22 protein-coding genes and 1 pseudogene are annotated in these 24,989 nt (G+C 45.9%); 12 read left to right on the forward strand and 11 right to left on the reverse strand.

Features of this window, described 5'->3' with window-relative positions; genetic code table 11:
* From JKY90_06615 to JKY90_06635, 5 genes are all read left to right on the forward strand, one after another.
* Positions 1 to 1,699, forward strand: a 1,699-nt coding sequence (locus tag JKY90_06615) for a hypothetical protein (GenBank protein ID MBL4851937.1), incomplete at its 5' end; no start/stop codon positions are given.
* Between the two features lie 388 nt (positions 1,700 to 2,087).
* A complete protein-coding gene (locus JKY90_06620; protein MBL4851938.1) occupies positions 2,088 to 2,726 on the forward strand; it encodes an acyltransferase in 639 nt (212 codons plus the stop codon).
* 48 nt (positions 2,727 to 2,774) lie between these two features.
* A complete protein-coding gene (locus tag JKY90_06625) occupies positions 2,775 to 3,737 on the forward strand; it encodes a glycosyltransferase (GenBank protein ID MBL4851939.1) in 963 nt (320 codons plus the stop codon).
* 66 nt (positions 3,738 to 3,803) lie between these two features.
* Positions 3,804 to 4,958, forward strand: coding sequence for a hypothetical protein (locus tag JKY90_06630; GenBank protein MBL4851940.1), 1,155 nt, complete (start codon positions 3,804 to 3,806; stop codon positions 4,956 to 4,958).
* A gap of 262 nt (positions 4,959 to 5,220) precedes the next feature.
* A complete protein-coding gene (locus tag JKY90_06635; protein MBL4851941.1) occupies positions 5,221 to 6,546 on the forward strand; it encodes an undecaprenyl-phosphate glucose phosphotransferase in 1,326 nt (441 codons plus the stop codon).
* 30 nt (positions 6,547 to 6,576) lie between these two features.
* Here JKY90_06635 and JKY90_06640 read toward each other — a convergent pair whose 3' ends face one another.
* The 4 genes from JKY90_06640 to JKY90_06655 all read right to left on the reverse strand — a co-directional run bounded on the left by JKY90_06640 (position 6,577) and on the right by JKY90_06655 (position 10,601).
* Entirely contained in the window at positions 6,577 to 7,626 is a 1,050-nt protein-coding gene (locus JKY90_06640) for an ABC transporter ATP-binding protein (protein MBL4851942.1), read from the reverse strand.
* Positions 7,627 to 7,815: 189 nt separating this feature from the next.
* On the reverse strand, positions 7,816 to 8,745 hold the full coding sequence (argF, locus tag JKY90_06645; GenBank protein MBL4851943.1) for an ornithine carbamoyltransferase: 930 nt from the start codon (positions 8,743 to 8,745) through the stop codon (positions 7,816 to 7,818).
* Positions 8,746 to 8,747: 2 nt separating this feature from the next.
* Positions 8,748 to 9,908 (reverse strand): aspartate aminotransferase family protein, encoded by a 1,161-nt coding sequence (locus JKY90_06650; protein ID MBL4851944.1) that lies wholly within the window; start codon positions 9,906 to 9,908, stop codon positions 8,748 to 8,750.
* A gap of 111 nt (positions 9,909 to 10,019) precedes the next feature.
* Positions 10,020 to 10,601 (reverse strand): superoxide dismutase [Fe], encoded by a 582-nt coding sequence (locus JKY90_06655; GenBank protein MBL4851945.1) that lies wholly within the window; start codon positions 10,599 to 10,601, stop codon positions 10,020 to 10,022.
* Positions 10,602 to 10,797: 196 nt separating this feature from the next.
* On the opposite strand from JKY90_06655, the gene grxD reads away from it, so the two are divergent.
* Complete coding sequence (gene grxD, locus JKY90_06660) at positions 10,798 to 11,130, forward strand: Grx4 family monothiol glutaredoxin (protein MBL4851946.1); 333 nt, start codon at positions 10,798 to 10,800, stop codon at positions 11,128 to 11,130.
* A gap of 8 nt (positions 11,131 to 11,138) precedes the next feature.
* Here the strand turns inward: grxD and rnt are convergent, their stop codons facing one another.
* The 4 genes from rnt to JKY90_06680 are packed head-to-tail and all read right to left on the reverse strand — an operon-like array spanning position 11,139 to position 14,970.
* Positions 11,139 to 11,762 carry a ribonuclease T gene (gene rnt, locus JKY90_06665; protein ID MBL4851947.1) on the reverse strand — a complete coding sequence of 208 codons (624 nt, stop codon included), beginning with the start codon at positions 11,760 to 11,762 and terminating at the stop codon, positions 11,139 to 11,141.
* 16 nt (positions 11,763 to 11,778) lie between these two features.
* Positions 11,779 to 12,564 carry an ABC transporter permease gene (locus JKY90_06670; GenBank protein MBL4851948.1) on the reverse strand — a complete coding sequence of 262 codons (786 nt, stop codon included), beginning with the start codon at positions 12,562 to 12,564 and terminating at the stop codon, positions 11,779 to 11,781.
* Entirely contained in the window at positions 12,537 to 13,478 is a 942-nt protein-coding gene (locus tag JKY90_06675; protein MBL4851949.1) for an ABC transporter ATP-binding protein, read from the reverse strand. The genes JKY90_06670 and JKY90_06675 overlap by 28 nt, the downstream gene beginning before the upstream one ends.
* 10 nt (positions 13,479 to 13,488) lie before the next feature.
* Positions 13,489 to 14,970 (reverse strand): leucyl aminopeptidase family protein, encoded by a 1,482-nt coding sequence (locus tag JKY90_06680; GenBank protein MBL4851950.1) that lies wholly within the window; start codon positions 14,968 to 14,970, stop codon positions 13,489 to 13,491.
* An 87-nt stretch (positions 14,971 to 15,057) separates the two neighbouring features.
* Here JKY90_06680 and pdhA point away from each other — a divergent pair, with 87 nt between their 5' ends.
* The 6 genes and pseudogenes from pdhA (at position 15,058) to JKY90_06710 (ending at position 22,634) form a co-directional block, all read left to right on the forward strand.
* Positions 15,058 to 16,053, forward strand: a complete 996-nt coding sequence (gene pdhA / locus JKY90_06685; protein MBL4851951.1) for a pyruvate dehydrogenase (acetyl-transferring) E1 component subunit alpha — start codon at positions 15,058 to 15,060, stop codon at positions 16,051 to 16,053.
* Positions 16,053 to 17,036 (forward strand): annotated as a pseudogene (locus JKY90_06690) (alpha-ketoacid dehydrogenase subunit beta). The gene pdhA and the pseudogene JKY90_06690 overlap by 1 nt, the downstream one beginning before the upstream one ends.
* A gap of 60 nt (positions 17,037 to 17,096) precedes the next feature.
* Positions 17,097 to 20,108: an FAD-dependent oxidoreductase gene (locus JKY90_06695; protein MBL4851952.1), complete on the forward strand. Its 3,012-nt coding sequence runs from the start codon at positions 17,097 to 17,099 to the stop codon at positions 20,106 to 20,108.
* 29 nt (positions 20,109 to 20,137) lie between these two features.
* The gene (locus JKY90_06700) at positions 20,138 to 21,343 is read left to right on the forward strand and encodes an argininosuccinate synthase (GenBank protein MBL4851953.1); all 1,206 of its coding nucleotides are present in this window, start codon (positions 20,138 to 20,140) and stop codon (positions 21,341 to 21,343) included.
* 196 nt (positions 21,344 to 21,539) lie between these two features.
* A complete protein-coding gene (locus JKY90_06705) occupies positions 21,540 to 21,800 on the forward strand; it encodes an FxsA family protein (GenBank protein MBL4851954.1) in 261 nt (86 codons plus the stop codon).
* 108 nt (positions 21,801 to 21,908) lie between these two features.
* On the forward strand, positions 21,909 to 22,634 hold the full coding sequence (locus JKY90_06710) for a DNA-3-methyladenine glycosylase I (protein MBL4851955.1): 726 nt from the start codon (positions 21,909 to 21,911) through the stop codon (positions 22,632 to 22,634).
* Positions 22,635 to 22,828: 194 nt separating this feature from the next.
* On the opposite strand, the gene JKY90_06715 is transcribed toward JKY90_06710, so the two are convergent.
* From JKY90_06715 to nth, 3 genes are read right to left on the reverse strand one after another with little or no spacing between them, the layout of a single operon-like run.
* A complete protein-coding gene (locus tag JKY90_06715) occupies positions 22,829 to 23,887 on the reverse strand; it encodes a histidinol-phosphate transaminase (GenBank protein ID MBL4851956.1) in 1,059 nt (352 codons plus the stop codon).
* A gap of 34 nt (positions 23,888 to 23,921) precedes the next feature.
* Entirely contained in the window at positions 23,922 to 24,344 is a 423-nt protein-coding gene (locus tag JKY90_06720; protein ID MBL4851957.1) for a DUF1841 family protein, read from the reverse strand.
* 2 nt (positions 24,345 to 24,346) lie between these two features.
* Positions 24,347 to 24,982 carry an endonuclease III gene (gene nth, locus JKY90_06725; GenBank protein MBL4851958.1) on the reverse strand — a complete coding sequence of 212 codons (636 nt, stop codon included), beginning with the start codon at positions 24,980 to 24,982 and terminating at the stop codon, positions 24,347 to 24,349.
* Positions 24,983 to 24,989 lie beyond the last annotated feature (7 nt).

Consider the following 24,989-nt stretch of genomic DNA (forward strand, 5'->3'; position numbering starts at 1 on the left):
GAATGTGTGGATGCGCGAGGCGGGTTTTCGAATTGATAAGCTGGTGGTGACGTCGAACGTGGGTTTTGTGCCGACAGGTACTGGGCCAACAGAGAGTGCGCGTGATACGGCTACAGGCGGTGGTGGTACTACAGTGCTATTAGAAGATAATTTTAATGATGGAAATTTCAACGGTTGGACGATAGTTAATAATTGCCAGAGAGCGAGTCCATCCTGGACGGTGATTGGGGGAGAGCTAATACAGGTTGGTGATTGCCGAGGTTTCTCCCCAGAAGGGGTTGCTATAGGGTCGTATGCATTGTCGGATGTATCGCTGCCGAGCGATATAGAAATACAGCTTAGTGTTCGGTCATCTGATCCTGCTAACGATGGCACATCATCTAACGATAGCAGTATCTGGAAATTCGATACCATTGGCGTTATCTTTGGTTATCAAGATGATGATAATTATTATCGGTTTGAGTTAGACGGAATGAAAGGGCACCGTAAGCTTTGGCGTAAGCAGGGTGGTCTTTATACGGAATTGAGTACAAGCCCGCAAAGTTACGTACGCGGACAGTCTTTAGATTTACGTATTGTGTATCAAAATGGCGTGATTGTGGTCTTTGCTGGAGGTCAGCACATTATGGCTGCAGCTGATGCGACATTTAGTAGCGGAGAGATAGCCCTCTTTTGCGCGCGCAACTCATCTTGTGCCTTTGATGATGTAAGTGTTACTACTGCATCATCAGCACCGAAGCTTGGTTTGGCGATAGCAAATAGCTTAAATCACACGTCTAGCGAATATTTTGTCAGCACTGATGGCGTGTTGGATGTGGTAGCGTTTAGCACCAGCTTGAATGGTGTTGGTGGGGTAGAGTTTGTTGTCGACGAAGGCGCGGCGAATGAAATTTTTCAAACTGACTTTGCGTCTCCTTACAGCACGCAGTTTACTGCTTTGTCTGCTGGTGATCATGTCATAGACGCATACTTGCTTGATAGTAGTGGAGTTCGCATTGTCGATGCTGCAGCAACAGTTAACCTAACCTTTGTTGGCACTAATGGAATTCATTTACATAGCTTTGGTGACAGTATTACCAACGGTTTGGAAGATGATATTTCCAGTGATGATGTGTCAGCAGATACCCGCAATACGGGAGGTGGGTATGCGCCAATATTGAATGATCTTCTCAGTGCAGATAATTCGATGCCTGTAACGGTGATCAATGATGGTAATTCGGGGGAAGAATCTTTTGAGGGCGCGCTTCGTATCGAAGCCATTATACAGCGCACTCCAGAAGCACAAGCGTTTTTAGTGTTTTATGGTGCGAACGACTCAGGTGGGACAATGCCGACTCTTAGTGGGCTTGGATTGGCGGTTGATGATGCTGGTTATGCTGGGTCGTTTAAAGATAATATACAACAGATTATTGATGCGGCTTTATCAGCAGGAAAGGTAATATTTTTAGCTAAGGCGCCACCGTATTTTGCCAATACTGTGCGCAATGTAATAGTGGATGGATATAATCAAGTGATTGATGAGTTGGTATTCGAAAATGAGTTTAGTTATGTGCCGCCAGACTTACATGGGTACTTCACTGCTAACCCAAGTGAATACTCCATAGATGGCATCCACCCTGATGGTGTTGGATATCAGTCTATTGCCAATTTATGGTGCCAGGGATTAGATGGGCAATTGGGGTTAAGTTGTAGCCCTTGAATGTTTTAGGGCGGTTTAGTGTGTAATCTACAATTATTGAGGGTTTGCACGGTGTTTTATTGTCTTGATTGCTCTGATTAAGGTATGGCTGGGGGAATAATAACCGTTAGTTTACTTGCATTGTCTCTATAGAATTAATCGAGTCGTTAAGGCGCTAAAGCGGCACACCCGCTCAGCGACCAAAGTGGCGCTAAGCGGCTTTATTGTACGGTTATTGCTCACGGTTTCTTCTTTTAGCGTTCGTAATAATCCTGGATGCTAATTAATTTTTAGGGCTTGTAGTGTCAGGCAGACTATAGGAAGCTTGTGTTGGTGAGATTCGCTAAAGCAGAGTTGGTAAGTTTTAAAATTGAAATCAAAATTACGTAATATATGGGCGCGTTTTTGGATGCGCTTTGCTGGTTATGGGGTGATTGGCCGGGGTGCCATGTCAATGGCAGGTTGGTTTTATCCGCCTTATAAAGCCCGGCATGATCTAGCACGAATGTCCGAAATAGGGTATATCTCTCCTTCCGTATGTATTCACGCGCGTAATATCACATTAGGAAAAAATATCTTTTTAGGTGATGGCGTCACTATTTTTAATCGTGGTTCTAGTGAGTCGGTGACGCTCGGGAACGAGGTTGCTATTAACAAAGATACAATTCTCGAATCAGGGAAAGGTGGGCATATTTTTATCGGTGATCGCACTACGATTCAGCCTCGCTGCCAATTGTCTGCGTATGTAGGTACTATTCGTATTGGTGCTGATGTTCAAATAGCGCTAAATTGTGCTTTTTACCCCTACAATCATGGCATGTCGTTAGACAAAACAATGAAAGAACAGCCCCTATTCAGCCAAGGAGGCATTGATATTGGGGATGACGTTTGGCTGGGGGTTGGTGTTGTCGTGCTTGATGGTGTGCATATAGGTCAGGGCGCAATTATTGGTGCCGGATCTGTTGTGAATAAAAATATCCCTGCTGGTGTTCTAGCTGCAGGTGTGCCGGCAAGGATTATTAAGGAAAGAGAGAATAATGGCCGATAAATACGGCCTACTTGCTGCTAGCAACCCGGAACCTGTAATTTCCTTATTATGACTGAAATACCGCTAATTAGTGTATGTACGCCTGTCTACAACGGCGAAGATTTTCTTGAAGATTGCATCAATGGAGTGCTGGCTCAGCGTTACCCCAATTTCGAATACATTATCGTTGATAACGCTTCGACCGATAAAACACCTGATATTATAAAAAAGCTCTGCTCAAATGATGGTCGCGTCAAAGTTTACAGGAATGATGTGACAGTCGATGTGACAGATAATTTTCGTAAGTGTATTGAGCATGTTTCAGCAGATGCCAAGTGGATTAAGTATGCACTAGCTGATGATTATCTTTACCCAAATTGTTTAGACGAAATGTTGGCCGTCGGCGAATTATCTGACCGGATTGGAATTGTTTCCGCTTTTCGTCTTTATGGTAGCTCTTTAACCAATGTAGGTCTTTCGCCAGATAAGTCAGTATTTAGTGGTGCTGATATCTTAAAGAAACAATTACTTCGAAAACTTCATGTCTGTAGTGGTTCACCTAATACTGTTATGTATAGAAAATCTGCATACGATACCCTTGGCGGCTTTGATAAGAATTATCTTCATGGTGACACTGAGCTCGCATTAAGGTTGCTAGACAATTATGATTTAGGCTTTGCTCATTGTGTCTTTACAAGAACAGGCCTTCACGAGGGTCGGCAAGAGACCCGTTCAATTTCCACTGGGCTGGTGATACGTGAATACCTTGAATTTGGATTTAAAAATCTGGACAAATATGGTTCAGTTGAGTTTAGCTCGGATGAGATGAGTGAGTTGGCAACTTATTACGCCAATCAATCCAGTGAGTTTCTGTCAAAGAAAATCGCGCGCCTTGACTTTGCCCATATTCGCCTGCTGCTAAATAATTGTCCTGCACAGGTAAAAACAAAACTGTTCGCTGCCTTTATTTTTCGCGCGCGAAAAAATATCAAAGCTTTTCTTGGCGAGTTTGTGCAGATGATTAAAAAATAAGATGCCATACACATCATGGCACTCCAACAATCTTGTATTGATGGAGTGCTAGTTAACGGAAAATAAATGCAGATAAAAATCAGTGAAGTAATCATAAGAACTGTAGATGCGATGTTGTTGAGACAGTTTCCAGATGGATCATTTCAGCATGGCCACAATGGCCCTTATTACGACGAAGAATTACCTGTAAGAAATACTGCTCATATAATGATGCTCTTGTTGAAAGCGTATGAGATAGTCGGCGCGAAAAAATATCGAGATGCTGCGCTCAGGGCTCTGTCCTATATTACTGCTGAAGAGCGCCGACCTATGGGTGCTACGATTTGGGCACGCAAAAACCCGCAGAAGGATTTTTCTAATGGATTAATTGGTCAGGCATGGGTGATTGAAGCGCTTGCTTACGCTGCTGAAAAATTAGATGATCCCTCGCTTAATACACTGGCAGAAAAAATGTTTTTATTGCACCCATTTGACGAGAAAACAGCCAGGTGGCGTATCGTTAATGTTGATGGTTCTTACGCTGGTGTCGATATGACATTTAACCATCAGTTATGGTTTGCCGCTGCAGGTGGATTGGTGACGGGTAGTGAACAAATCAAATCTCAAATAGAGATCTTCCTCGATAAGCTCGGTGACAACCTGAAGATATATGACAGCGGGCTAATAGTGCATGCGCTGGGTGGTAGCAATAACAAAAAGTCTTTGCGAAGAGCAGTTAAAGATTTTATAAAGGCAAGAGTCAAACGTCAGAATAAAAGTGAGTTATACAAAAATAGCGTAATTAACAAAGCGATTGGTTATCATGCATTCAACACCTATGCGTTTGCTTTATTATTTCAAGAGTACAGTATGCACTCGTTTTGGCGTAGTAATACATTTTTTCGTATATTGAGTTTTCTTCAGACTGATTTGTACCGTCAAGGTTTGGAGTGGTTTTGTCCGACGCCACAAAGCCGGGGGAAAGAACTGCCTTTTAATAAATTTGGTTATTCCTATAATCCACCCGGTATAGAGGTGGCGTATACTATTCAGACTTTCAAGAGCTGTTATTCAGAAATTGGCGACGAAACAATAGGTCTATGGCTTGGCCGTCAGTTTAGTAAGACGCTTAATGCTGAGTCGATGCTAATGAATAGCCTTACAGATGACGCAATTACGTTGTCTGCCAGGTTGTATGAAGCCGTGCGTCTGGAGGACTGCTCGGTTTCAGTTAGTATTTAGTTTGATATTTTTAAGTAAGCCTCTATATTACGTGATTTCTAGTATGGTGAGCTTTGTGTCTTGCGTCGAAGATGGAAAAATAAGACAGGTATGAAGTTTAACCAGGGTCAATTATTGTGACCGAATTAAGAGTCTGTTCAAGTGTGTCAAAAAATGGACAAAGGTTCGGAGGGAAAGGTTGGCGACAATAACTGGGTTTAAGGACTCCTATTCATCACGGCTGAGTTTCATCTCGCGTATTGGCGATGCGCTGTTGGTGGGGTTGGCGCTGTTCGTTGTTGCGTATTGGTATAAAGTCAATTGGACGGATAAATACAGCTTAATTGTTGCCATATCAGTCGGTTTGTTTCTGTTTGTTGCCAGTGTGCAGCGTGTTTATACCGATTCTAATGCACTGTCTTTAGGGCGGCGCGCTGTTAAGGTTTGCTATATTTGGCTGCTAGTCATTATGGGTCTTTTGTTGTTTGGTTACGCGACCAAGACGTCGGCCGAGTATTCTCGCCTTACCTTATTTACCTGGTTTGCTATTACACCAATACTGCTTATTCTTTGGCATGCCGCTTTGCTGCGCCTACAAAGTGAGTTGTATAGGCGTGGTTGGAACGTGCGTCGCGTGGCGATTGCTGGCGCTCGTGATCTTGGTAAGCAAGTTGCTTATGCCATGATCAATTCGCAGAATATGGGCATGAAACCCGTTGGTTTTTACGATGACCGCAAGAGTGGTGGCCCGCGGCCATTAGTAGATGACCCCTTGCCTGTTATAGGTACTCTGGAAGACTTGGTACGTGCGGCACGCGAAGGTGATGTTGATGTTGTCTTTATCGCGCTACCCATGCGCGCGGAAGAGCGTATTAAAATGTTGGTCTCGCAATTGTCGGATACGACGGCATCGGTTTATATCGTTCCTGATTTTTTTATGTTCGATTTGCTCAGTGCGCGTTGGGGGAATATAGGCGGCCTGCCAGTTGTTAGTATCTATGACACGCCGTTTTATGGCATTGATGGTTGGTTAAAGCGTTCATTTGATGTGGTCGTGACAAGTGGCATATTGACGCTTATTGCCTTGCCAATGTTGTTTATTGCTATAGCTGTTAAGTTAACTTCTCCTGGCCCGGTAATTTTTAAACAGCGACGTTACGGTATTAATGGTGAGATGATCGAGGTGTTTAAATTTCGTAGTATGACGGTTGAAGAGAACGGCTCTGAGGTTCGTCAAGCAACCAAAGATGATGTTCGTGTGACCAAATTTGGTGCATTTATGCGCCGTACGTCGCTGGATGAATTGCCGCAATTTTTTAATGTTTTGTTGGGTAGCATGTCGATTGTCGGGCCCAGGCCGCACGCTGTTTCGCATAACGAAGAGTATCGCGGCTTAATCAGTGGTTATATGTTGCGTCATAAGGTTAAGCCAGGCATTACAGGCTTGGCGCAGGTCAATGGTTGGCGTGGTGAAACGGATACGTTGGAGAAAATGCAGAAACGTGTTGAGTGCGACCTTGAATATATTAATAATTGGTCGGTGTGGCTGGATGCAAAGATTGTTCTGAAGACTATTTTTAAAGGCTTTACTCATAAGAATGCCTATTAGTTCTCATATGAGAACTAATAGGTTCTCTATCTAAGTATAATTAAATGCCACTAAATGATCTGCCGCGATACGGACACCAACAAGATCACCAATAGCATGATCTTGGTGGCTTGGAAATAATGACAATACCTTGCTGCCGGTGGGTAGTTTTAAGGTATACATGATTTCAGCACCCTTAAACGCCTTGTGCACGACCTTTGCTTTAAGGTCTGCATTGGTATCAGGCACGACATCATCGGGCCTTAGCAGCACATCGACTTCAGTTCCCTTGGGCCAGGCGTAGGCACGGTTCCCGTGGATCAGCCCGATTTCTGTCGCAACAGAGTTGGCCGAGACTAAATAACCTTTCATTAAGACGCCTTGGCCGACAAAGTCAGCGACAAAACGGTGGTTGGGTTCATGATAAAGATTAAATGCGGTATCCCATTGCAAAAGACGACCATGTTGCATAACACCGATGACATCGGCAATGGCAAAGGCCTCTTGTTGGTCATGAGTGACGATGATTGTACTGGTGTTTAATGATTTTAATATTTTCCGCACTTCGTGGCTTAATTGTTCACGCAGCTCGACATCGAGATTTGAAAAAGGCTCATCCATAAGGATTAAGTCAGGCTTAGAAGCAAGGGCGCGGGCAAGTGCGATACGCTGTTGCTGGCCACCTGACAGCTCATGAGGATAGCGCTCTTGATAGTCAGGCAAGCCAACTGTCGCTAGTAGCTCGGCGACGCGCTCACGGCGTTGCGATGCTGGTAGTTTACGTAGACCAAAACTAATATTGCCAGCGATGTCCATATGCGGAAACAAGGCATAGTCCTGAAAGACCATACCGATTTTACGTTTTTCCGGTGCAACAGTTTGTTTGGCGCTGGATACTTGTTTGCCACGCAGATGAATTTCACCTTCATTGATGGGTTCGAGCCCGGCAATAGCACGCAGTGCGGTGGTTTTGCCACAACCTGAAGGGCCAAGCAGGCAGGCAATCTGGCCGCTATTGACGTGAAATGAAAGCTGATCTAATACCGTTTCTTTGCGGTAGCGGCAGCTGATTGATTTCACCTCGACAATAGCGCTCATTATTTGAATCTGCGGTTAAGGAATCTCTGATCAATTCGTGGAACGCGGCCTTGCTGACGGAAATCTTCCAGATCTTTGTTACGAATCTTATCAATAGACCCACTATTGACTGCGCCCCGCAGGAAGTGCCCTTGGGGTACGATTCGCGCCTCGATCTGAAAAATTTCATTCACCAATATCGCTGCTCCAGAATTAATCAGAGGCTCGTTGATTTTTAGTATGTGGAATCAAAAATTCAAGCAGCGCTTTTTGCGCATGCAGGCGATTTTCAGCCTCATCCCAGACCACGCTTTGTGGGCCATCAATGACATCGGCACTGACCTCTTCGCCGCGATGTGCAGGCAGACAATGCATAAACAGCGCATCGTTATTTGCCTTGGCCATCAAGTCGGCGTTTACTTGATAAGGCGCAAACACCTTATTACGATCCTTAGCCTCGCCTTCTTGACCCATGCTAGCCCAGACATCGGTTACCACCAGGTCAGCTCCTTTGCATCCAGCGTGAGGATCATTAAATAACTGGCTATTGTCACCCCAGGCAGACAAAATATCAGTATCAGGTTCATAGCCTGGCGGGCAGGTAATATTGAGTTTAAAACCAAACTGTTTAGATGCTTGCATGTAAGAGTGGCACATATTATTGCCATCACCAACCCAAGTAACCATTTTACCTTTAATGCTGCCGCGATGCTCAACAAAGGTTTGTATATCTGCCAGCAACTGGCAGGGGTGATGGTCGTCAGTCAACGCATTGATTACCGGAACATCAGCATACTTTGCTAGCTCGACTACGTTGTCATGGGCAAAGGTGCGAATCATAATGGCATCGACCATGCGCGACAGTACACGCGCCGTATCGGCAATGGGTTCGCCGCGGCCTAGCTGTGTGTCGCGCGGCGAAAGAAAGATTGAGCCACCACCAAGTTGGATCATGCCGGCCTCAAACGATACACGGGTGCGTGTCGATGATTTCTCAAACACCATGGCCAGGACTTTGTTTTTCAGTGGTTGGTAAACGCTGTTGTTATGGTGCATGGACTTCAGCTCAATCGCACGCGCAATCAACGCATTCAATTCATCAGGGCTAAGGTCGGAGAGCGTTAAAAAATGTCTGGTTGGCATGGTTAAACCTGTTTGGCAAAGTCAACAATCAGCTCGCTGACGGTGTCAATAATCATGTCGGCCTCGGTCTGTTGTAATATTAAGGGGGGTAGTAGACGTATAACACGTTCTGCTGTCACATTGATAAGCAAGTGCTGGCTAAGCGCTTTGCTGATGAGCTCGGCGCAGGGTTTATTCAACTCAATGCCGATAAGTAAACCTTGTCCACGGATTTCTTTAATAATCGCTAAATTAGATAAGCGTGTTTTGAATCCGTTTAGTAAATAGTTGCCCATAGTGCTGGCATTGTGCATTAACTCGTCATCTTCGATGGTGTTAATGACAGCGAGTGCTGCTCGACAAGCTAAGGGGTTGCCGCCGAAGGTGGAGCCATGTGAGCCTGGGCCAAATACCTTTGCCGCTTTACCGCGCGCAAGACAGGCGCCGATAGGCACGCCATTGGCCAAGCCTTTAGCCAGGGTAACAACATCAGCGCTCACGCCGACACGTTGAGCAGCGAGCCAGTGACCAGTGCGGCCGATGCCGGATTGAATCTCATCCGTCATCAGCAGCCATTCATTTTTATCGCAGAGTTTGCGTAATTCAGATAGATAATGTTCGTTAGGAATATTAATTCCGCTTTCACCCTGAATGGGCTCAACCATCACGGCGACAACGTTGGACTCATTGCTATGAGTCGAAACAGCATTGATATCGTTATACGGTACTTGAATAAAGCCTTCGACCAATGGCCCAAAGCCTTGCTTTATCTTGTTATTACCAGTTGCCGATAACGTCGCCAGTGTGCGACCGTGAAATGCCCCGTCCATAACAATTATTTTTGCATTATTGATGCCGTGATCATGACCATAACGGCGCGCTATCTTGATAGCGGCTTCGTTGGCTTCGGCGCCAGAGTTACAGAAAAAGGCGGTCTCGGTCGCACATAAGGCATTTAACTTGGTGGCGAGTTGTAACTGAGGTTCGATATTGTAAAGGTTAGAGGTGTGCAGCAGTAAATCGGCCTGCTCTTTGATGGCCTGACTAACAGCAGGGTGAGTATGACCCAAGCCACAAACGGCGATGCCGGATAAGGCATCGAGGTATTTTTCACCCGCATCATCCCATAACCAGCAGCCTTTACCATGGCGAAAGCTGACGGGAAGTCGCGAGTAGTTAGCCATTAAGCCTGTCACCTGTATATTGATTCCTGTGTTGTGTCTAAAAAAAGAAACGGCAGCCAGAAGGCTGCCGCACTGGTTATCTATTAGCTTATTAGTAAATAGCTGGGTAGCCTAGCCAAGATTGGTGTTGGCAAAGTCCCAGTTGACAAGGTTCCAGAACGCGGCGACATAATCAGGTCGGCGGTTACGGTAATCGACATAATAAGCATGTTCCCACACATCGCAGGTCAAGATGGGTGTTTGGCCTTCAGTCATCGGGTTGCCAGCGTTGCTGGTGCTGGCCAGGGCTAAAGAGCCATCGCTATTTTTAACCAACCAACCCCAGCCGGAACCAAAAGTAGTGATTGAGGTTTTGGAGAACTGTTCCTTGAATTCAGCAAATGATCCGAAAGCCAAATTAATGGCATCGGCGATTGCACCCGTAGGTTCGCCACCACCATTCGGGCTTAAGCAATTCCAGTAAAACGTGTGGTTCCAGATTTGTGCGGCATTATTAAAGATACCGCCAGTAGGCGCCTTGACGATGATTTGTTGCAGTGACAAGCCTTCGTACTCAGTGCCAGCAACCAGGTTGTTGATATTGGTCACATAGGCTGCATGGTGCTTGCCGTGGTGAATTTCCAGGGTTTCAGCTGAGATATGCGGCGCCAGCGCATCCAGTGCATAAGGCAATGCCGGTAATTCGTGTGCCATCGTTAGAGCTTCCACTTGAACGTTAAATAGGGATTATATCAGTACCATTAGGCGCTCGTCTTATGTTTGATGGGCTGTAGTGGTTACCACGGCTGTGGCATGAGTCCGGTCGTAGTGATGACCGTCTGCGATGAGACTTGAAAAGCGTTAGAATTGCCCAATATTTTGCTCATAGCGATTAACTGGGAATAAAATTATGGATATCATGGGTCAACTCGACAAGACCGTAAAAGACAATGACGTTGTGCTGTTTATGAAAGGCACGCCAACCTTTCCACAATGCGGTTTTTCGTCACAAGCGACACAAATTTTGTCTAATTGTGGTGCCAAGTTTACTAGTGTCAATGTGCTCGAAGAGCCGGAAGTGCGGGCTAACTTGCCGCAATATTCAAACTGGCCTACGTTCCCCCAGTTGTTCATTAAGGGCGAGTTAGTTGGTGGTTCCGACATCATGCTTGAGCTTTACGAGCAAGGCGACCTGCAAAAGATGTTGCCCGCTGCGGAGGCGAGCAGCGCTAGCGACGCCTAGTCTGGCTGCTATGTCATGGTTGGGGCGCTGATTTGCGCGTCCCAGCGATTAACAATCTTACAAAACAACTCCGCTGTTTTTTGTGCATCGTAAATGGCAGAGTGCGCCTCTGATTGATCCCATTCGATCTCAGCCGCTTGGATGGCTCTTGCTAACACTGTTTGTTGGTAAGCAAGCCCTGCCAGCGACACCGTATCAAAATTGCTAAAGGGATGAAATGGGTTGCGTTTGACACCACTGCGATCAACTGCCGCATTTAAAAAACCCAGATCAAAAAAGGCATTATGACCGACCAGTATGGCGCGTGTGCATTGGTGCTCTTTAATCGCCTGGCGTATGGGTTTGAAAATTTCGTTCAGAGCATCACGCTCACTGAGTGCCATGCGAAAGGGATGGTAAGGGTCGATCTTGTTAAAGGCGAGTGCTGCCTCATCAAGATTAGCGCCGGCAAATGGCTCAACGTGGCAGGCGTGGGTTTCACCTGTTATTAGCTGATTATCTTCGCTGACTGTAAGCATCACCGCGGCTATTTCTAGTAGCGCATCTTTTTTGGCATCAAAGCCTGCCGTTTCGACATCGACCACAATAGGTAAAAAGCCGCGAAAGCGCGTCGACAAATCCAGTGTATTCATAAGTGTTGAATCATATTTAATGGCGCAGTTTATAGCCACGTTTTAGCATGACTAGCGTAACACTGGCGCATACCAGCATGGCAATAATGACGAAAACCAGGCTATGCCAGGGTGACACATCGGACACCCCTAAAAAGCCATAACGAAAGCCATCTACCATATAGAAAAACGGGTTCAAATGTGAGATAAATTGCCAAAAATCAGGCAATGATTGAATGGAATAAAATACGCCGCTGAGAAACGTCAGCGGCATGATAATAAAGTTTTGAAACAATGCTAGCTGATCGAACTTGTCTGCCCAAATGCCAGCGATAATGCCGACAGAGCCGAGCACAACACTACTGGTTAAGGCAAATATCAATAAAAAACCGACACTGTGAATGGGTATAGGGATGAACAATGTTGCGGCAATTAACACGCCTAGCCCCACTATCATGCCGCGTATCATGGCGGCAACGGTATAAGCCAAATACAGTTCAATATAGGACAGCGGTGGCAAGAGTATAAAAATGATGTTGCCTGTTATTTTGGCCTGGGTCAGGCTGGATGAGCTGTTAGCGAAGGCATTTTGCAATACGGCCATCATGACCAGGCCAGGAATCAGGAAAACGGCATAGGGGGTATTGTCAAAGACACTAATACGAGAACCCAATGCCTGGCTAAAGACAACAAGGTAAAGCAACGTGGTGACTACAGGTGCGAAAATAGTTTGAAAAGCAACTTTCCAAAAGCGCAATAATTCTTTTTTTAACAGTGTTTTAAAACCGATAGTATTCAAGACGTCCGCTTGCCGGTAAGTGATAAAAACACATCCTCAAGGTCGGCGTGTTCGGTGTGGATATCAACGATGTTAACCTTTGCGGTGCGTAAACTATCAATAATATCGAGAGCGGAATAGTGCGAGCGATCAAATTCAAATACCAACCACTGATCCTTGGCATCTTCAGTGCCATTACTGCTATCGATAAGTAATGCTTGTAAGGAATCGGGCAGTGCGTAGTCTTTGTTTGCGACAGTGACGCGTAATCGTGACACCGAAGCAATGCCACTGGCGATTAAATTAGCCGTAGTGTCTAACGCAATTAACTTACCGTGGTTGATAATGCCAATACGCTCGCATAAAGATTCTGCTTCTTCCAGATAATGTGTTGTTAATATGATGGTATGGCCTTCGCTGTGTAAGCGTTTAATGAATTTCCATAACGAGCGCCGTAGCTCAACATCGACACCAGCCGTTGGCTCATCGAGGACGATTACCGAGGGTTTGTGCGCTAAGGCTTGCGCCACCAATACACGTCGTTTCATGCCGCCTGATAAAGCGCGCATATTAGTATCGGCCTTACCTGATAGCATCAGAGTATCGATGATTTCATCTATCCAGTCATAGCCTTCTTTACCAACACCGTAATAACCTGCTTGAATGCGAATCGACTCACGTACGGTGAGAAAAGGATCAAAGACCAGTTCTTGCGGCACGATGCCAAGGTGTTTGCGCGCGGCTCGAAAATCAGTTTTTACGTCATACCCCATCACCGAGACCGACCCACTGTCGGCGCTAGTTAAGCCGGCGATAATATTAATGAGCGTTGATTTGCCCGCGCCATTTGGCCCAAGCAGACCAAAAAACTCGCCGCGCTTTACTGCCAGATCAATACCGTTGAGCGCTTTGACGCCAGGGAACTGTTTATGAACTGCATTGATGCTAAGCGCTGTCATGATTTCTGCATTAGCGATTAAACACTTTACTCTGCAATAAATCGACGGTGAAGCGTACGCCAAAGCCGGTCGTTGCAGTGGGCATATGGGCAAGACCGCTTTTGTTGTTGCTTGCGGCTAAATCAATGTGCAACCACGGGACGTTTTTATCAACAAAGCGATTTAAAAAGCGTGCAGCGAGAATATGGTCAGGGCCACCGCCAACGGTACATTGTTTGATGTCAGCGATTTTACTGTGAAGTGCTGCGTCAAAATCCTTGTCTTGCGGGAAGGGCCAAACACGTTCGCCAGATTTTTTGCCCGCAGCAATAACATCGTTGTGAAACTCTTCGCGGTTGCTAAAGGCACCTGAATAAGTGGTGCCCAGTGCGGCCACACAGGAGCCGGTTAATGTCGCGTAGTCGATCATTAAATCCGGTTTGGCTTTGCTGGCAATGGCCAGGGTGTCGGCCAGCACCATACGCCCCTCGGCATCGGTATGGACAATTTCAATGGTGGTGCCATTGCTGGCCGTAATGACATCATTAGGGCGATAGCCGTTTGGGCCAATATCGTTAACAGCGAGAGCCAGATAGCAGTCGATAGCGTAATCGACTTTTAGTCGGCTTAGCGCGATCAGGGTGCCCAGTGCGACGGCGCTGCCTGCCATATCTTCATGCATACCATACATAAACTTGGCCGGTTTAAGGTTGATACCACCGGTGTCGTAGCACAGGCCTTTGCCGATTAAGGCCAGTGTTTTCTTTGGCCGTCGGCTGGGCTGGTAGCGTAAGTGGACTAAACCACCTGTTGGTTTGTCGCTGGCTTCAAGTACCGCGACAAAGGCACCGGCTTTTTTCTGTTCCAGCTGGGTTTTGCCATAAAATTTATGTTGCCAGCCAAACTGCGTGGCAAGCTTGCGAATGCGTTTGCGGTATTCGCCGGGGGTTAATACATTAGGCGGTAGCTGGGTTAAATCGCGAGCGATATTAGTACCTTCAGAGGTTGCTACGGTCTGTTTTGTATCGATACGTTTTTTAAGGCCATAAATATGTAGGCGTTTCGCCGATTTTTTGTCTTTTTTGCCACTTTTAAACGACGTTATCGGCCAATTCGCAGCATAAAGTGCTGAAATCAGTGCATCAACCAAGGGCCTGTGGGCGGCGACAGGCAGCTTTTGTAATTGAATGCTGACGGTTTCGCTGCCTTGAGCCAGGGCTTGCTGAGCGATTTTACGGGCTAAGCTCAGGGTTTCAAAGGTACTGAGATCAGTTTTAATACGCCAGAATGAGACCCGAGTGCCCTTGTCGTTGGGCAGGTCGGTGGTAAACGGCTTGGTCACCGCATGACGTTTTTGTGCACGACGAAAACGCTGGGTAACCACTTTTTTGTATGGAAAGCGCCCCCAATCAGTCGGGTTGTCGCTATCGCTAACAAGAAAGGTCAGTGTGTCGAGCACATCAGCTTGTTCATTGCTGATTGCGCTTAGATATTGTTTTAATTGAATTTTCATAGTTTAAGGGGCGTTTTTACCTTGACCTGATGGATTAAAAAACAGATCATAGCGCGCTTACTGTCATTACAAAAGAAACCTATTTGAATGTTAAGCACCGACGACAAAAAACGGCTGCTGCAAGAGATGCTATTTGCCCGCCGCTTTGAAGAAGCCTGTTATCAAGGAGCGCAAGAGCGCAAGATTGGCGGCTTCGTCCATCTCTACCCAGGCCAGGAAGCCTGCGCGCACGGCGTTTTAGAAGCAGCACGTCCGGGTCGCGATTACGCGATCACCGGGTATCGCGATCATATTCACGCCATTAAATGTGGTGCTGATCCTAAAGCAGTGATGGCCGAGCTATTTGGTAAAGAAACTGGCAGTAGTAAGGGCCGTGGTGGCTCCATGCATATTTTTGATGTTGAACACCGCTTTATGGGTGGCTATTCGCTGGTCGGCGGCCCCTTTCCCTTAGCAACAGGTATTGCCAAAGGCATTCAGCTCAAAGGCGATGACGATATTTCCATCTGTTTTTTGGGTGATGCGGCCAATAACCAGGGCACCTTCCACGAGTCTTTAAATATGGCCTCAATCTGGAAGTTACCCGTGCTATATATTTGTGAGAACAATCTCTATGGTATCGGCACACGTATAGATCGTTCGACGTCAGAACTTGATCAGTACAAACGTGCTGCAGTTTACAACATTCCTTCTGCGCAGGCCGATGGCCAGGATATTGAGACGGTTCACGCGGCAGCTAAAATCGCCGTTGATCATGTGCGCAGTGGTAGGGGCCCGTATTTTCTTGAGCTGATGACCTATCGCTATCGTGGTCACTCCATGTCTGACTCCAATTCCTACCGTGATGACAAAGAAGAGGCCAAATGGGCCAAGCGTGACCCGGTTAAAATTTTGCGTGATCGCTTGATTGAATCTGGTGATATCTCTATGGATGAATACAAGGCCCTGGATAAGAAACTCATTGCTGAAATCGATGACGAGATTATCAAGTTTGCCGAGGATTCTCCGCAACCGCTGGTGGCTGATCTTGAAAAATATGTGTTAGCCGACAATGACCCTTACGTAAGCGGAGGCACGAGCTAATGGCTAATATGATGTATTGGCAAGCCATACGCCGTGCCCACGATGAAGAAATGGCTAACGATCCCTTAGTGATTGCGATAGGCGAAGACATTGGCGTTGTCGGTGGCACCTATAAGGCCACCCAAGGCTTGTATGATAAGTACGGCCCTGAGCGGATTATAGATGCCCCAATTTCAGAAAACAGCTATACCGGTTTGGCTATTGGTGCCTCGTTTATTGGCGTGCGGCCGATTATTGAAATCATGTCGGTTAACTTTTCCTGGTTAGCGATGGATCAGATTTTTAACTCGGCAGCAAAAGTACGTTATATGTCAGGTGGTCAGCTAACCGCACCTATTGTTATTCGTTCGCCAGGTGGTACGGCCCACCAACTGGGTGCCCAGCATTCTGCGCGTATGGAAAAGGTATTTATGGGCGTTGCCGGTCTGCGTGTTGTTACGCCGTCATCACCGAAACAAGCCTATGGCTTGCTTAAATCAGCTGTACGTTGTAATGACCCTGTGTTTATTAACGAACATGAGTTGATGTACAACCTGAAAGGTGACGTGCCGGATGATGAATTTTTTCATCCTCTAGAAGGCTCAGATGTCGTGCGAGAAGGTTCTGATGTCACCTTGTTTGGATACAATATTTCCGTACACTGGGCGCAACAGGCGGCAGATATTCTGTCAAAACAACATGGTATTGAATGAGAAATCATTGATCTGTATTCACTCAGTCCTTTGGATCGTGAAGGCATCAAACGCTCAGTCAGTAAAACGCATCGCGCAGTCATCGTTGAAGAAGCTGAAGCGATGGTGGGTGTGGGCTCTGAAGTGATGGCGATTCTTAATGAGGAATGTTTCTTCGAATTAGATGCGCCACCGGTGCGGGTTTCTGCTGTACATGTGCCCATTCCGTATAACCACGCGTTAGAACGAGCAGCAGTGCCCGATGCCAAAGATGTTGTTACAGCGGTATTGGCGTCTTTTGGCAGATCCTAATCCTGTTTAGTTTTATAGCTGTCGTTCCGCGATAGCCACATTTTTTGAGTAACATTATCGATGGCCGATCCCTATAGCATAAAAATGCCACAACTATCAGACACCATGACAGAAGGTGTCCTGGTTAGTTGGGAAAAAGAACTCGGCGCTAAAGTCGAGCGTGGCGACATTGTTGCCACTGTTGAGACCGACAAAGCCATTATGGATGTCGAAGTCTTTAAAGAAGGCTATTTGTCAGGACCATTAGCAGAAGTCGATGCCACAGTTGAAGTTGGTGCTGCGATTGCTTATATCGTTACTGATGAATCTGAAATCACTAATGAGACTGCACCAGCATCGGGTGTAGAGGTTGCAGCAGTACCAGTAGAGCCTGCACCTACTACACTATCTGACCCAGCGAATGCGTTATTAACGATTACTATGCCGCAGCTTTCAGACACCATGACTGAAGGTATCGTAGTGAGCTGGGAAAAAGAGCTTGGCTCGCAAGTATCACGTGGTGACATTGTCGCAACCGTTGAGACTGACAAAGCCATCATGGACGTCGAAGTCTTTAAAGATGGTTATCTTTCAGGGCCTATGGCAGAAATCGATAGTGTTATTGCCGTTGGCGATGCTATGGCCTATTTGGTTGAAAATAAAAGCGATGTTGAGCAAGCATTATTTTCAACGTCATCGTCAGGTGCAGCAAAATCGAATGATGTCTCTGACGCTGTTGTACTAGCCAAGAAGGCAGCCACTCCAATCTATTCAGGTTCGGCCGCACCCGCATCACGACCGCACAACGGTAGTGCTACCCCGTATGCACGTAAGGTTGCAGGCGGTATGCAGGTCGATTTAAATCGAGTGCATGGTAGCGGCCCGGCTGGTGTTATCCAGGCTGCCGATGTACAACAAGCTGCAAGCAGCGGCACAGCGACAGCCGTTTCTGGGCTTGCGCAAGTCGATGTACCGGGTGTTGGGCGCCCTATGAACGCCATGGAAAAAGCCATAGCGCAATCCATGAGCAGTTCAATTGGTATTCCCGATTTTCGCGTTACTGTTGACACGCAGCCTGTCAAACTCATTGCTGCGGCTAAAAAGGCGGGGATCTCAGTTACCGTCGCCATTGCTAAAGCCTGCGCCTTGGCAATGAAAGCACATCCATCAATGAACTGGGCCTATAAATCTGGTGATCAAATTATTGAACGTGATAACGTCGATATTGGCATGGCAGTCTCGGTTGAAGGCGGCCTTGTCGTTCCGGTATTACGCAATTGCGAAAGTCGTTCACTAGAAGAATTAAATGCTGACTGGCAAGATCTCGTTAGTCGTTCTCGCGCACGTCGTTTAGCACCAGCTGAATATGCTAACCCGACTTTTATGATTTCTAATATGGGTATGATGGGCGTTAAGTATTTTGATGCCATTGTTACCCCGGGCATGGCGGGAATACTGGCGATATCCAGCCCAGGCCCTGACGGCATGCCGCTGACCATTACCGGTGATCATCGTGTTGTCAACGGTGCCAATGTCGCACAATATTTAAATACGCTTAAAACAACTATCGAACAACCTGAAACATGGCTGGAATCAACTATGGGTTCTGCAATACCAGAAGGTGATTGGGATTACGATGTTGTCGTAATCGGTGGCGGCCCCGGCGGCGAAGACTGCGCGCGTGATTTAACCGAGCATGGCTTAAAAGTCGCTATGATCAACGATTCTAAATTCCCTGGCGGTGAATGCCTCTGGCGTGGCTGTATTCCCTCAAAGGCATGGCGAGCTGCGGCAGATAAATTGCGCGACAGAGCGCACGACGCACACTTAGGCATTACCGGTACCGACAAAGGTCAATTGGTTTGGGCTGATATGGAAAAAACTCGTCGCGGCATACTCGAAACCCGCGGTGAAATGGCCTATAAAACCGATATCGGTGTCAAAATTAAATACATTCACGGGCAAGGCGGTTTTGTTTCCGATCATGTTATCCGTGTTGATAGCTCAACCAACAATGATGACCCTCATATCCGTCCAGATCAAAGTGTTGGTGATAAGGGTAAAGAAATTAGCTTTGGTTGCGCTGTTATTGCCACCGGCGCACCGCCGTTTATACCGCCTATTGGTGGTGCGGCAGAAGGCTTGAAAAACGGTGGTGTATTGACCTCTGATACCGTTTGGGCCTTGGATAAAGTACCGAAGAAATTAGTCGTTATCGGTGGCGGCGCTATTGGCGTTGAAATGGCGCAGATATTCCAGGACTTTGGCAGCGAAGTGACCTTGCTCGAAGCACAAGATCGTATTCTCGTCGAAGTTGAAGATGAGATTGCCAAGACCCTAACCGGTATTTTGAATGATGACCCGCGTCTGACTATTCAAACCTCAGTCAAGGTGGTAGAAATTACCGGCAAGCCTGGAAAAATGAGTATCAAGTTTGTCGATGCTGAAGGTATCGAGCATAAAACCGCCTGTGATTACGTCATCATGGCAACAGGCAAGCGTCCAGTGCTGGAGCCGCTTCATCTTGATAAGAGTGGCGTTGCTTCAGATCGCAGTGTTATTACGGTCGATAAAACCGGCCGCACCAGTGCCAGTCACATTTTCGCCGTTGGTGATGTCATCGGTGGTTTAATGCTCGCTCATACTGCCGGCCAACAAGGTCGTGTTGCAGCACAAACTATTTTGGGTGAAAGAGCTGCTTACGATGAAGCCAAAGACTGTGGTGTCATCTTCTCGCGTCCACAAGCCGGCTTTGTTGGTTTATCTGTTGCCCAGGCTAAAGCTAAAGGTATGGATGCAGTCGAAGTAAAAATGCCCATGAGCATTGATGCCAAGGCCATGATTACCGGCGAGACATTGGGCCTCATTAAAATCGTCGCCGACAAAACCACGCAAAAAATCATCGGTGTACATTTCCTTGCTGACCATACTGACACGCTGATTGGCGAAGCTGTCATGATGGTGGCTGGTGAAATGACCTTGAGTCAGGTCGGTAATGCGATACATCCGCACCCAACACAAACCGAAATGTTTGGTGAGATGGCACGTCGTTTGTTGTCGCGTCTACGTCGTAGTGCCCGACGTAAAAAGTAATTTGGCGTAAAAAAATAAGTCTATATCCTATGAGCAAAATTAATAAAGTGGTGCTCGCCTATTCCGGTGGTCTCGATACCTCCGTTATTCTGCAATGGTTACGTGATACTTACGATTGTGAAGTGGTCACCTTTACCGCTGACATTGGCCAAGGCGAAGAAGTGGAGCCCGCGCGTGCCAAGGCGCAACAGCTCGATGTCAAAGAAATCTATATCGACGATCTACGTGAAGAATTCGTTCGTGATTTTGTCTTTCCCATGTTTCGTTCTAACGCAGTGTATGAAGGTGAATACCTGTTAGGCACCTCGATTGCGCGGCCACTCATTGCCAAACGCCAAATCGAAATCGCCAATGAAACTGGTGCCGATGCCGTATCACATGGCGCTACCGGCAAGGGTAACGATCAAGTGCGTTTTGAGCTGGGTTATTATGGCCTGCGTTCAGATATTAAAGTCATTGCACCGTGGCGCGAGTGGGATTTGAATTCACGCGAAGACTTGATGAAGTATGCTAAAAATCATGGTATTCCTATCGAGCGTAAGCAAGGCAAGAAATCCCCGTATTCCATGGATGCCAATGCCCTGCATATTTCTTATGAAGGCGGCATTCTCGAAGACCCGGCTGCTGAACCAGAAGCAGACATGTGGCGCTGGAGTGTTTCACCTGAAAAGGCGCTAGACCAAGCGCAATATATTGAACTCGATTATAAACAAGGTGATGCCGTCGCCATTGATGGTGTCGCCATGACACCTTACGCGGTGCTAGCCAAGCTCAATGAGATTGGCGGCCAACACGGTATTGGTCGTTTAGACATCGTAGAAAATCGCTATGTCGGCATGAAGTCACGCGGCTGTTATGAAACCCCCGGTGGCACCATTTTATTAAAAGGTCATCGCGCTATTGAATCCATCACCCTGGATCGTGAAGTCGCCCATCTTAAAGATGAGCTCATGCCACGCTATGCCAGCCTAATCTATAACGGTTACTGGTGGTCACCCGAGCGTGAAATGATGCAAACCATGATCGATGCCTCGCAACAACGTGTTAATGGCCGCGTTCGCATCAAACTCTACAAAGGCAATGTTATTGTTGTTGGCAGAGAATCTGCAACGGATAGTCTCTATAGCCCGAGCATTGTTACTTTTGAGGATGATGGTGGTGCCTATACGCAAGCGGATGCACATGGCTTTATTAAGTTGAATGCGTTGAGATTAGCGTTGAGACAGAAAAAATAACCTTAAATAAACTGCTATGAATTTAAAATAATTTATGGCATTACTAATAATTTTCATTATAGGAATTTTGGAGATAATTAGTATTGGTGAATTACATGCTGTTATCGGAACATTATATCTAGTCGCTGTATATATTGTTACCACGCTCATAGGTGCAATATGTTTACTATTTTAATATCCAAAATATAAACGATACATAAAAAAAGTAAATGGAATAGAAGTTTCAGAAGATATAAAAGAAAAACTAGAGACATCTGCATTGTCTTCAAGAGAAGCAGAAAAATTAAAGCATTTTGCTTTTACAGCAGTATTTTATATTGCGTGCTTACTTGTAGCAGTTCCAGACATTGTAACTGACATACTTGGCATCCTCTTAGTCATACCCTTTATTAGTAATTACGTTATCAAATCACAAACAAATAAAGCATTTAAAAATCTCACGGCATCCTATGAGTAATATCTTTAGTAATGCGATTAATTTGACCAAAAAAAACACCATTGCGCATCGCTGTATTCTATTTTTTTGGTTAAGTTAGCTTAAAAATTAATTTTTCCGATAATGACTATGCATACCTTCGCAACCATTCTAGCGCGTGCTGAAAAGCGAAAAGGTGGCTCTAAGAAGCTTAAAAAGCTGCTTAAGTCTGTCTTATCAAAAAAACAACTGACACAAAAAGGCGATGATCGTTTTCTTGCGATGATGGCGCGGGCGATTAATCAGGCAGGATTTAATTGGACGGTGATTGCTAATAAATGGCCGCAGTTTGAACAGGCGTTTTTTGGTTTTGATATTAAGACGCTAGGCTGTATGCCACCAGAGAGGTGGGAGGAATATCTTAAGGATAAACGGGTTGTGCGTCATTGGCTAAAGATTAAGGCGGTGATGGAGAACACCTATTTCATTCAGGGAATTGTCAGAGAGCATGGCAGCTTTGCACAATTTATTGCTGAATGGCCTGAAAATGACCAGGTGGGCTTGATGGCTTATTTAAAAAAACACGGTTCGCGCCTAGGCGGTAATAGTGGGCAATGGTTTATGCGTTATGTGGGTAAAGATTGTTTTGTCTTATCGCAAGACGTAGTCACCGCAGTTCAGAATGCTGGTGTTGATGTTGCCGATAAGCCAGCGTCAAAACGTGATCTGGCTAAAATACAGCATGCGTTTAACGAGTGGCATGAGGAAACGGGATTGCCTTATACCCATTTAAGTCAGATTGCCGGGTTTTCGATTGGCACTAACTACGACAATGATTTTATTCAGGGTGAAATGGAAAAATTTTTCGTGGATTAGGAGGCTGTCGGACTTAGGATGAATCTACTACGACAAAGCCATTTTGACCCCATTTTATGGATCCTTTTCGTTAAATAGGCTCACTATTCGCCTCAAACGATCCATAAAATGGACTCAAAATGGCTTTCCCTCGCTACGATCACCTAAGCCCGACAGCCTCCTAGTTCGGTTAGAATATTCTCTATTTGAATATTCTAAGACAGTAGTGATTTCAAGCAGTTAATCAAGGCAGCACACTCTGCATCTGTACCCACGGTGATACGTAAAAACTGATCAATACGTGGTTTTGCGAAATGTCGGACGATAATATTTTTTTCACGTAAGCGTTGGCTGAGTGCGGCAGCATCATTGTCAGGGTGGCGGATAAAGACAAAGTTAGCTTGAGACGGCAATACTTTAAAGCCTAAGTCTGCCAAATCGGCAACCAACTTTTCTCGCGTAGTGATAATTTTTTTCTTGGTTTGTTGGAAGTGATCTTCGTCTTCAAAGGCAGCGATGGCGCCAGCCGATGCAAAGCGATCGATAGGGTAGGAGTTAAAACTATTTTTGATTCGTTCCAGAGCCTCTATTAATTTTTCATTACCTATAGCAAAGCCTAAACGTAGCCCTGCCAGTGAGCGGGATTTGGACAGCGTTTGCACGACTAACAGGTTCGGGTATTGGTCGATCAGTGCAATTGCGGTGTTGCCACCAAAATCGATATAGGCCTCGTCGACGACAACAACGGAATCAGTATTGTTGTCCAATAGTTGCTTGATAGCCTCTAAGCCAAGTCCAACGCCGGTTGGGGCATTAGGATTGGGGAAGATAATGCCACCGTTTGGTTTTTTGTAATCATCGACATTGACACTAAAACTGTCATCCAGCGCAATAGTTTCAAATTCTATTTCATATAAAGCGCAATATACTGGATAGAAGCTGTAAGTAATACCGGGATAGAGAATGGGTTTGTCGTGTTTAAGCAAAGCCTGAAAGATATGTGCTAAGACTTCATCAGAGCCGTTACCGACGAAGACTTGTCTTGATTTTACGCCATAGTAATCAGCAATAGTTTGTCTGAGTTTATCCGAATTTGGGTCAGGGTAGAGACGTAATGAATCCGTAGCCTCTGTTTTCAAAGCATCCAAGACTCTAGGCGATGGGCCATAGGGGTTCTCATTGGTGTTGAGCTTAATGAGGTTGTTTATTTTTGGCTGTTCACCCGGAACATAGGGTTCCAGGTTGTGAACGAGCTTGCTCCAGTAGTCGGTCATGATGAATAGTATTTAGTTAATTCAGGAAAGTAGTTTACAACTCTTTTAACATTATTAGATAGGCTTGTTCGTCAGGCTCGGTTTGGTTTCGCTGTGCCTGCCACATGACTTCGCCTAGGCAATCCATGATGCGATGCTCGGCTTCGTGTTCATCACCAGCTTTGTTGCAAATTTTTTGGTAGGCCGCGCGAATGCCATCGGGGCGGTTGGTGCTAAGTTGTTCGTAGATGGCGATATGCATGCCCATATGCAAAAAGGGGTTGGTTTCGCCAAATTCAGGTAAATATTCACGACCGATGGCGGCGTCTTCTTTTGCTAGTAGTGGTTGGTACTCTGGGTGCTTGGCAATGATGTCAGCGACAATGGTTTCCAGTTGTTCCATAGGTTCGTTGTTTTGTTTCTTTTGCCATGAAGTAATAAAAAACTTTCTGAGTTGGTCGCGATCTTGGGTGAACATGATTAAATTTCAGTCTTTTTTTTGTATTCGCACAGGTCTTCAATGATGCAAGAACCACAACGAGGTTTACGAGCGATGCAGGTGTAACGGCCGTGCAGGATTAGCCAGTGATGGGCGTCAACCTTAAATTCATCAGCAACGAATTTGAGAAGCTTTTTCTCGACTTCGTTAACGTTTTTACCGGGAGCAATACCGGTGCGATTTGAAACTCGAAAAATATGGGTATCAACAGCAATGGTAGGTTCGCCAAAAGCGGTATTGAGCACGACATTGGCGGTTTTACGGCCAACGCCGGGTAGTGCCTCTAATGCTTCACGATCATTGGGTACTTCGCTGTTGTGCCTGTCGATCAATAGTTTGCAGGTCTTGATGATGTTAGCACCCTTGGTGTTATACAAACCAATGGTTTTGATAGTGCTTTTGAGTTTTTTCTCGCCCAAGGCGTAAATTTTTTCTGGGGTGTTGGCAATGGGGTAGAGTTTATCGGTCGCTTTGTTAACGCCAACATCGGTGGCTTGGGCTGAGAGAATCACGGCAATTAATAACTCAAACGGGTTAGAATAATTAAGCTCTGTTGTTGGCTTGGGGTTATTTTCACGCCAACGTGTAAAAATTTCTGTACGTTTTAGTTTGTTCACTTTGGCC

It is taken from the genome of Gammaproteobacteria bacterium, from assembly GCA_016765075.1.
Lineage (GTDB): Bacteria > Pseudomonadota > Gammaproteobacteria.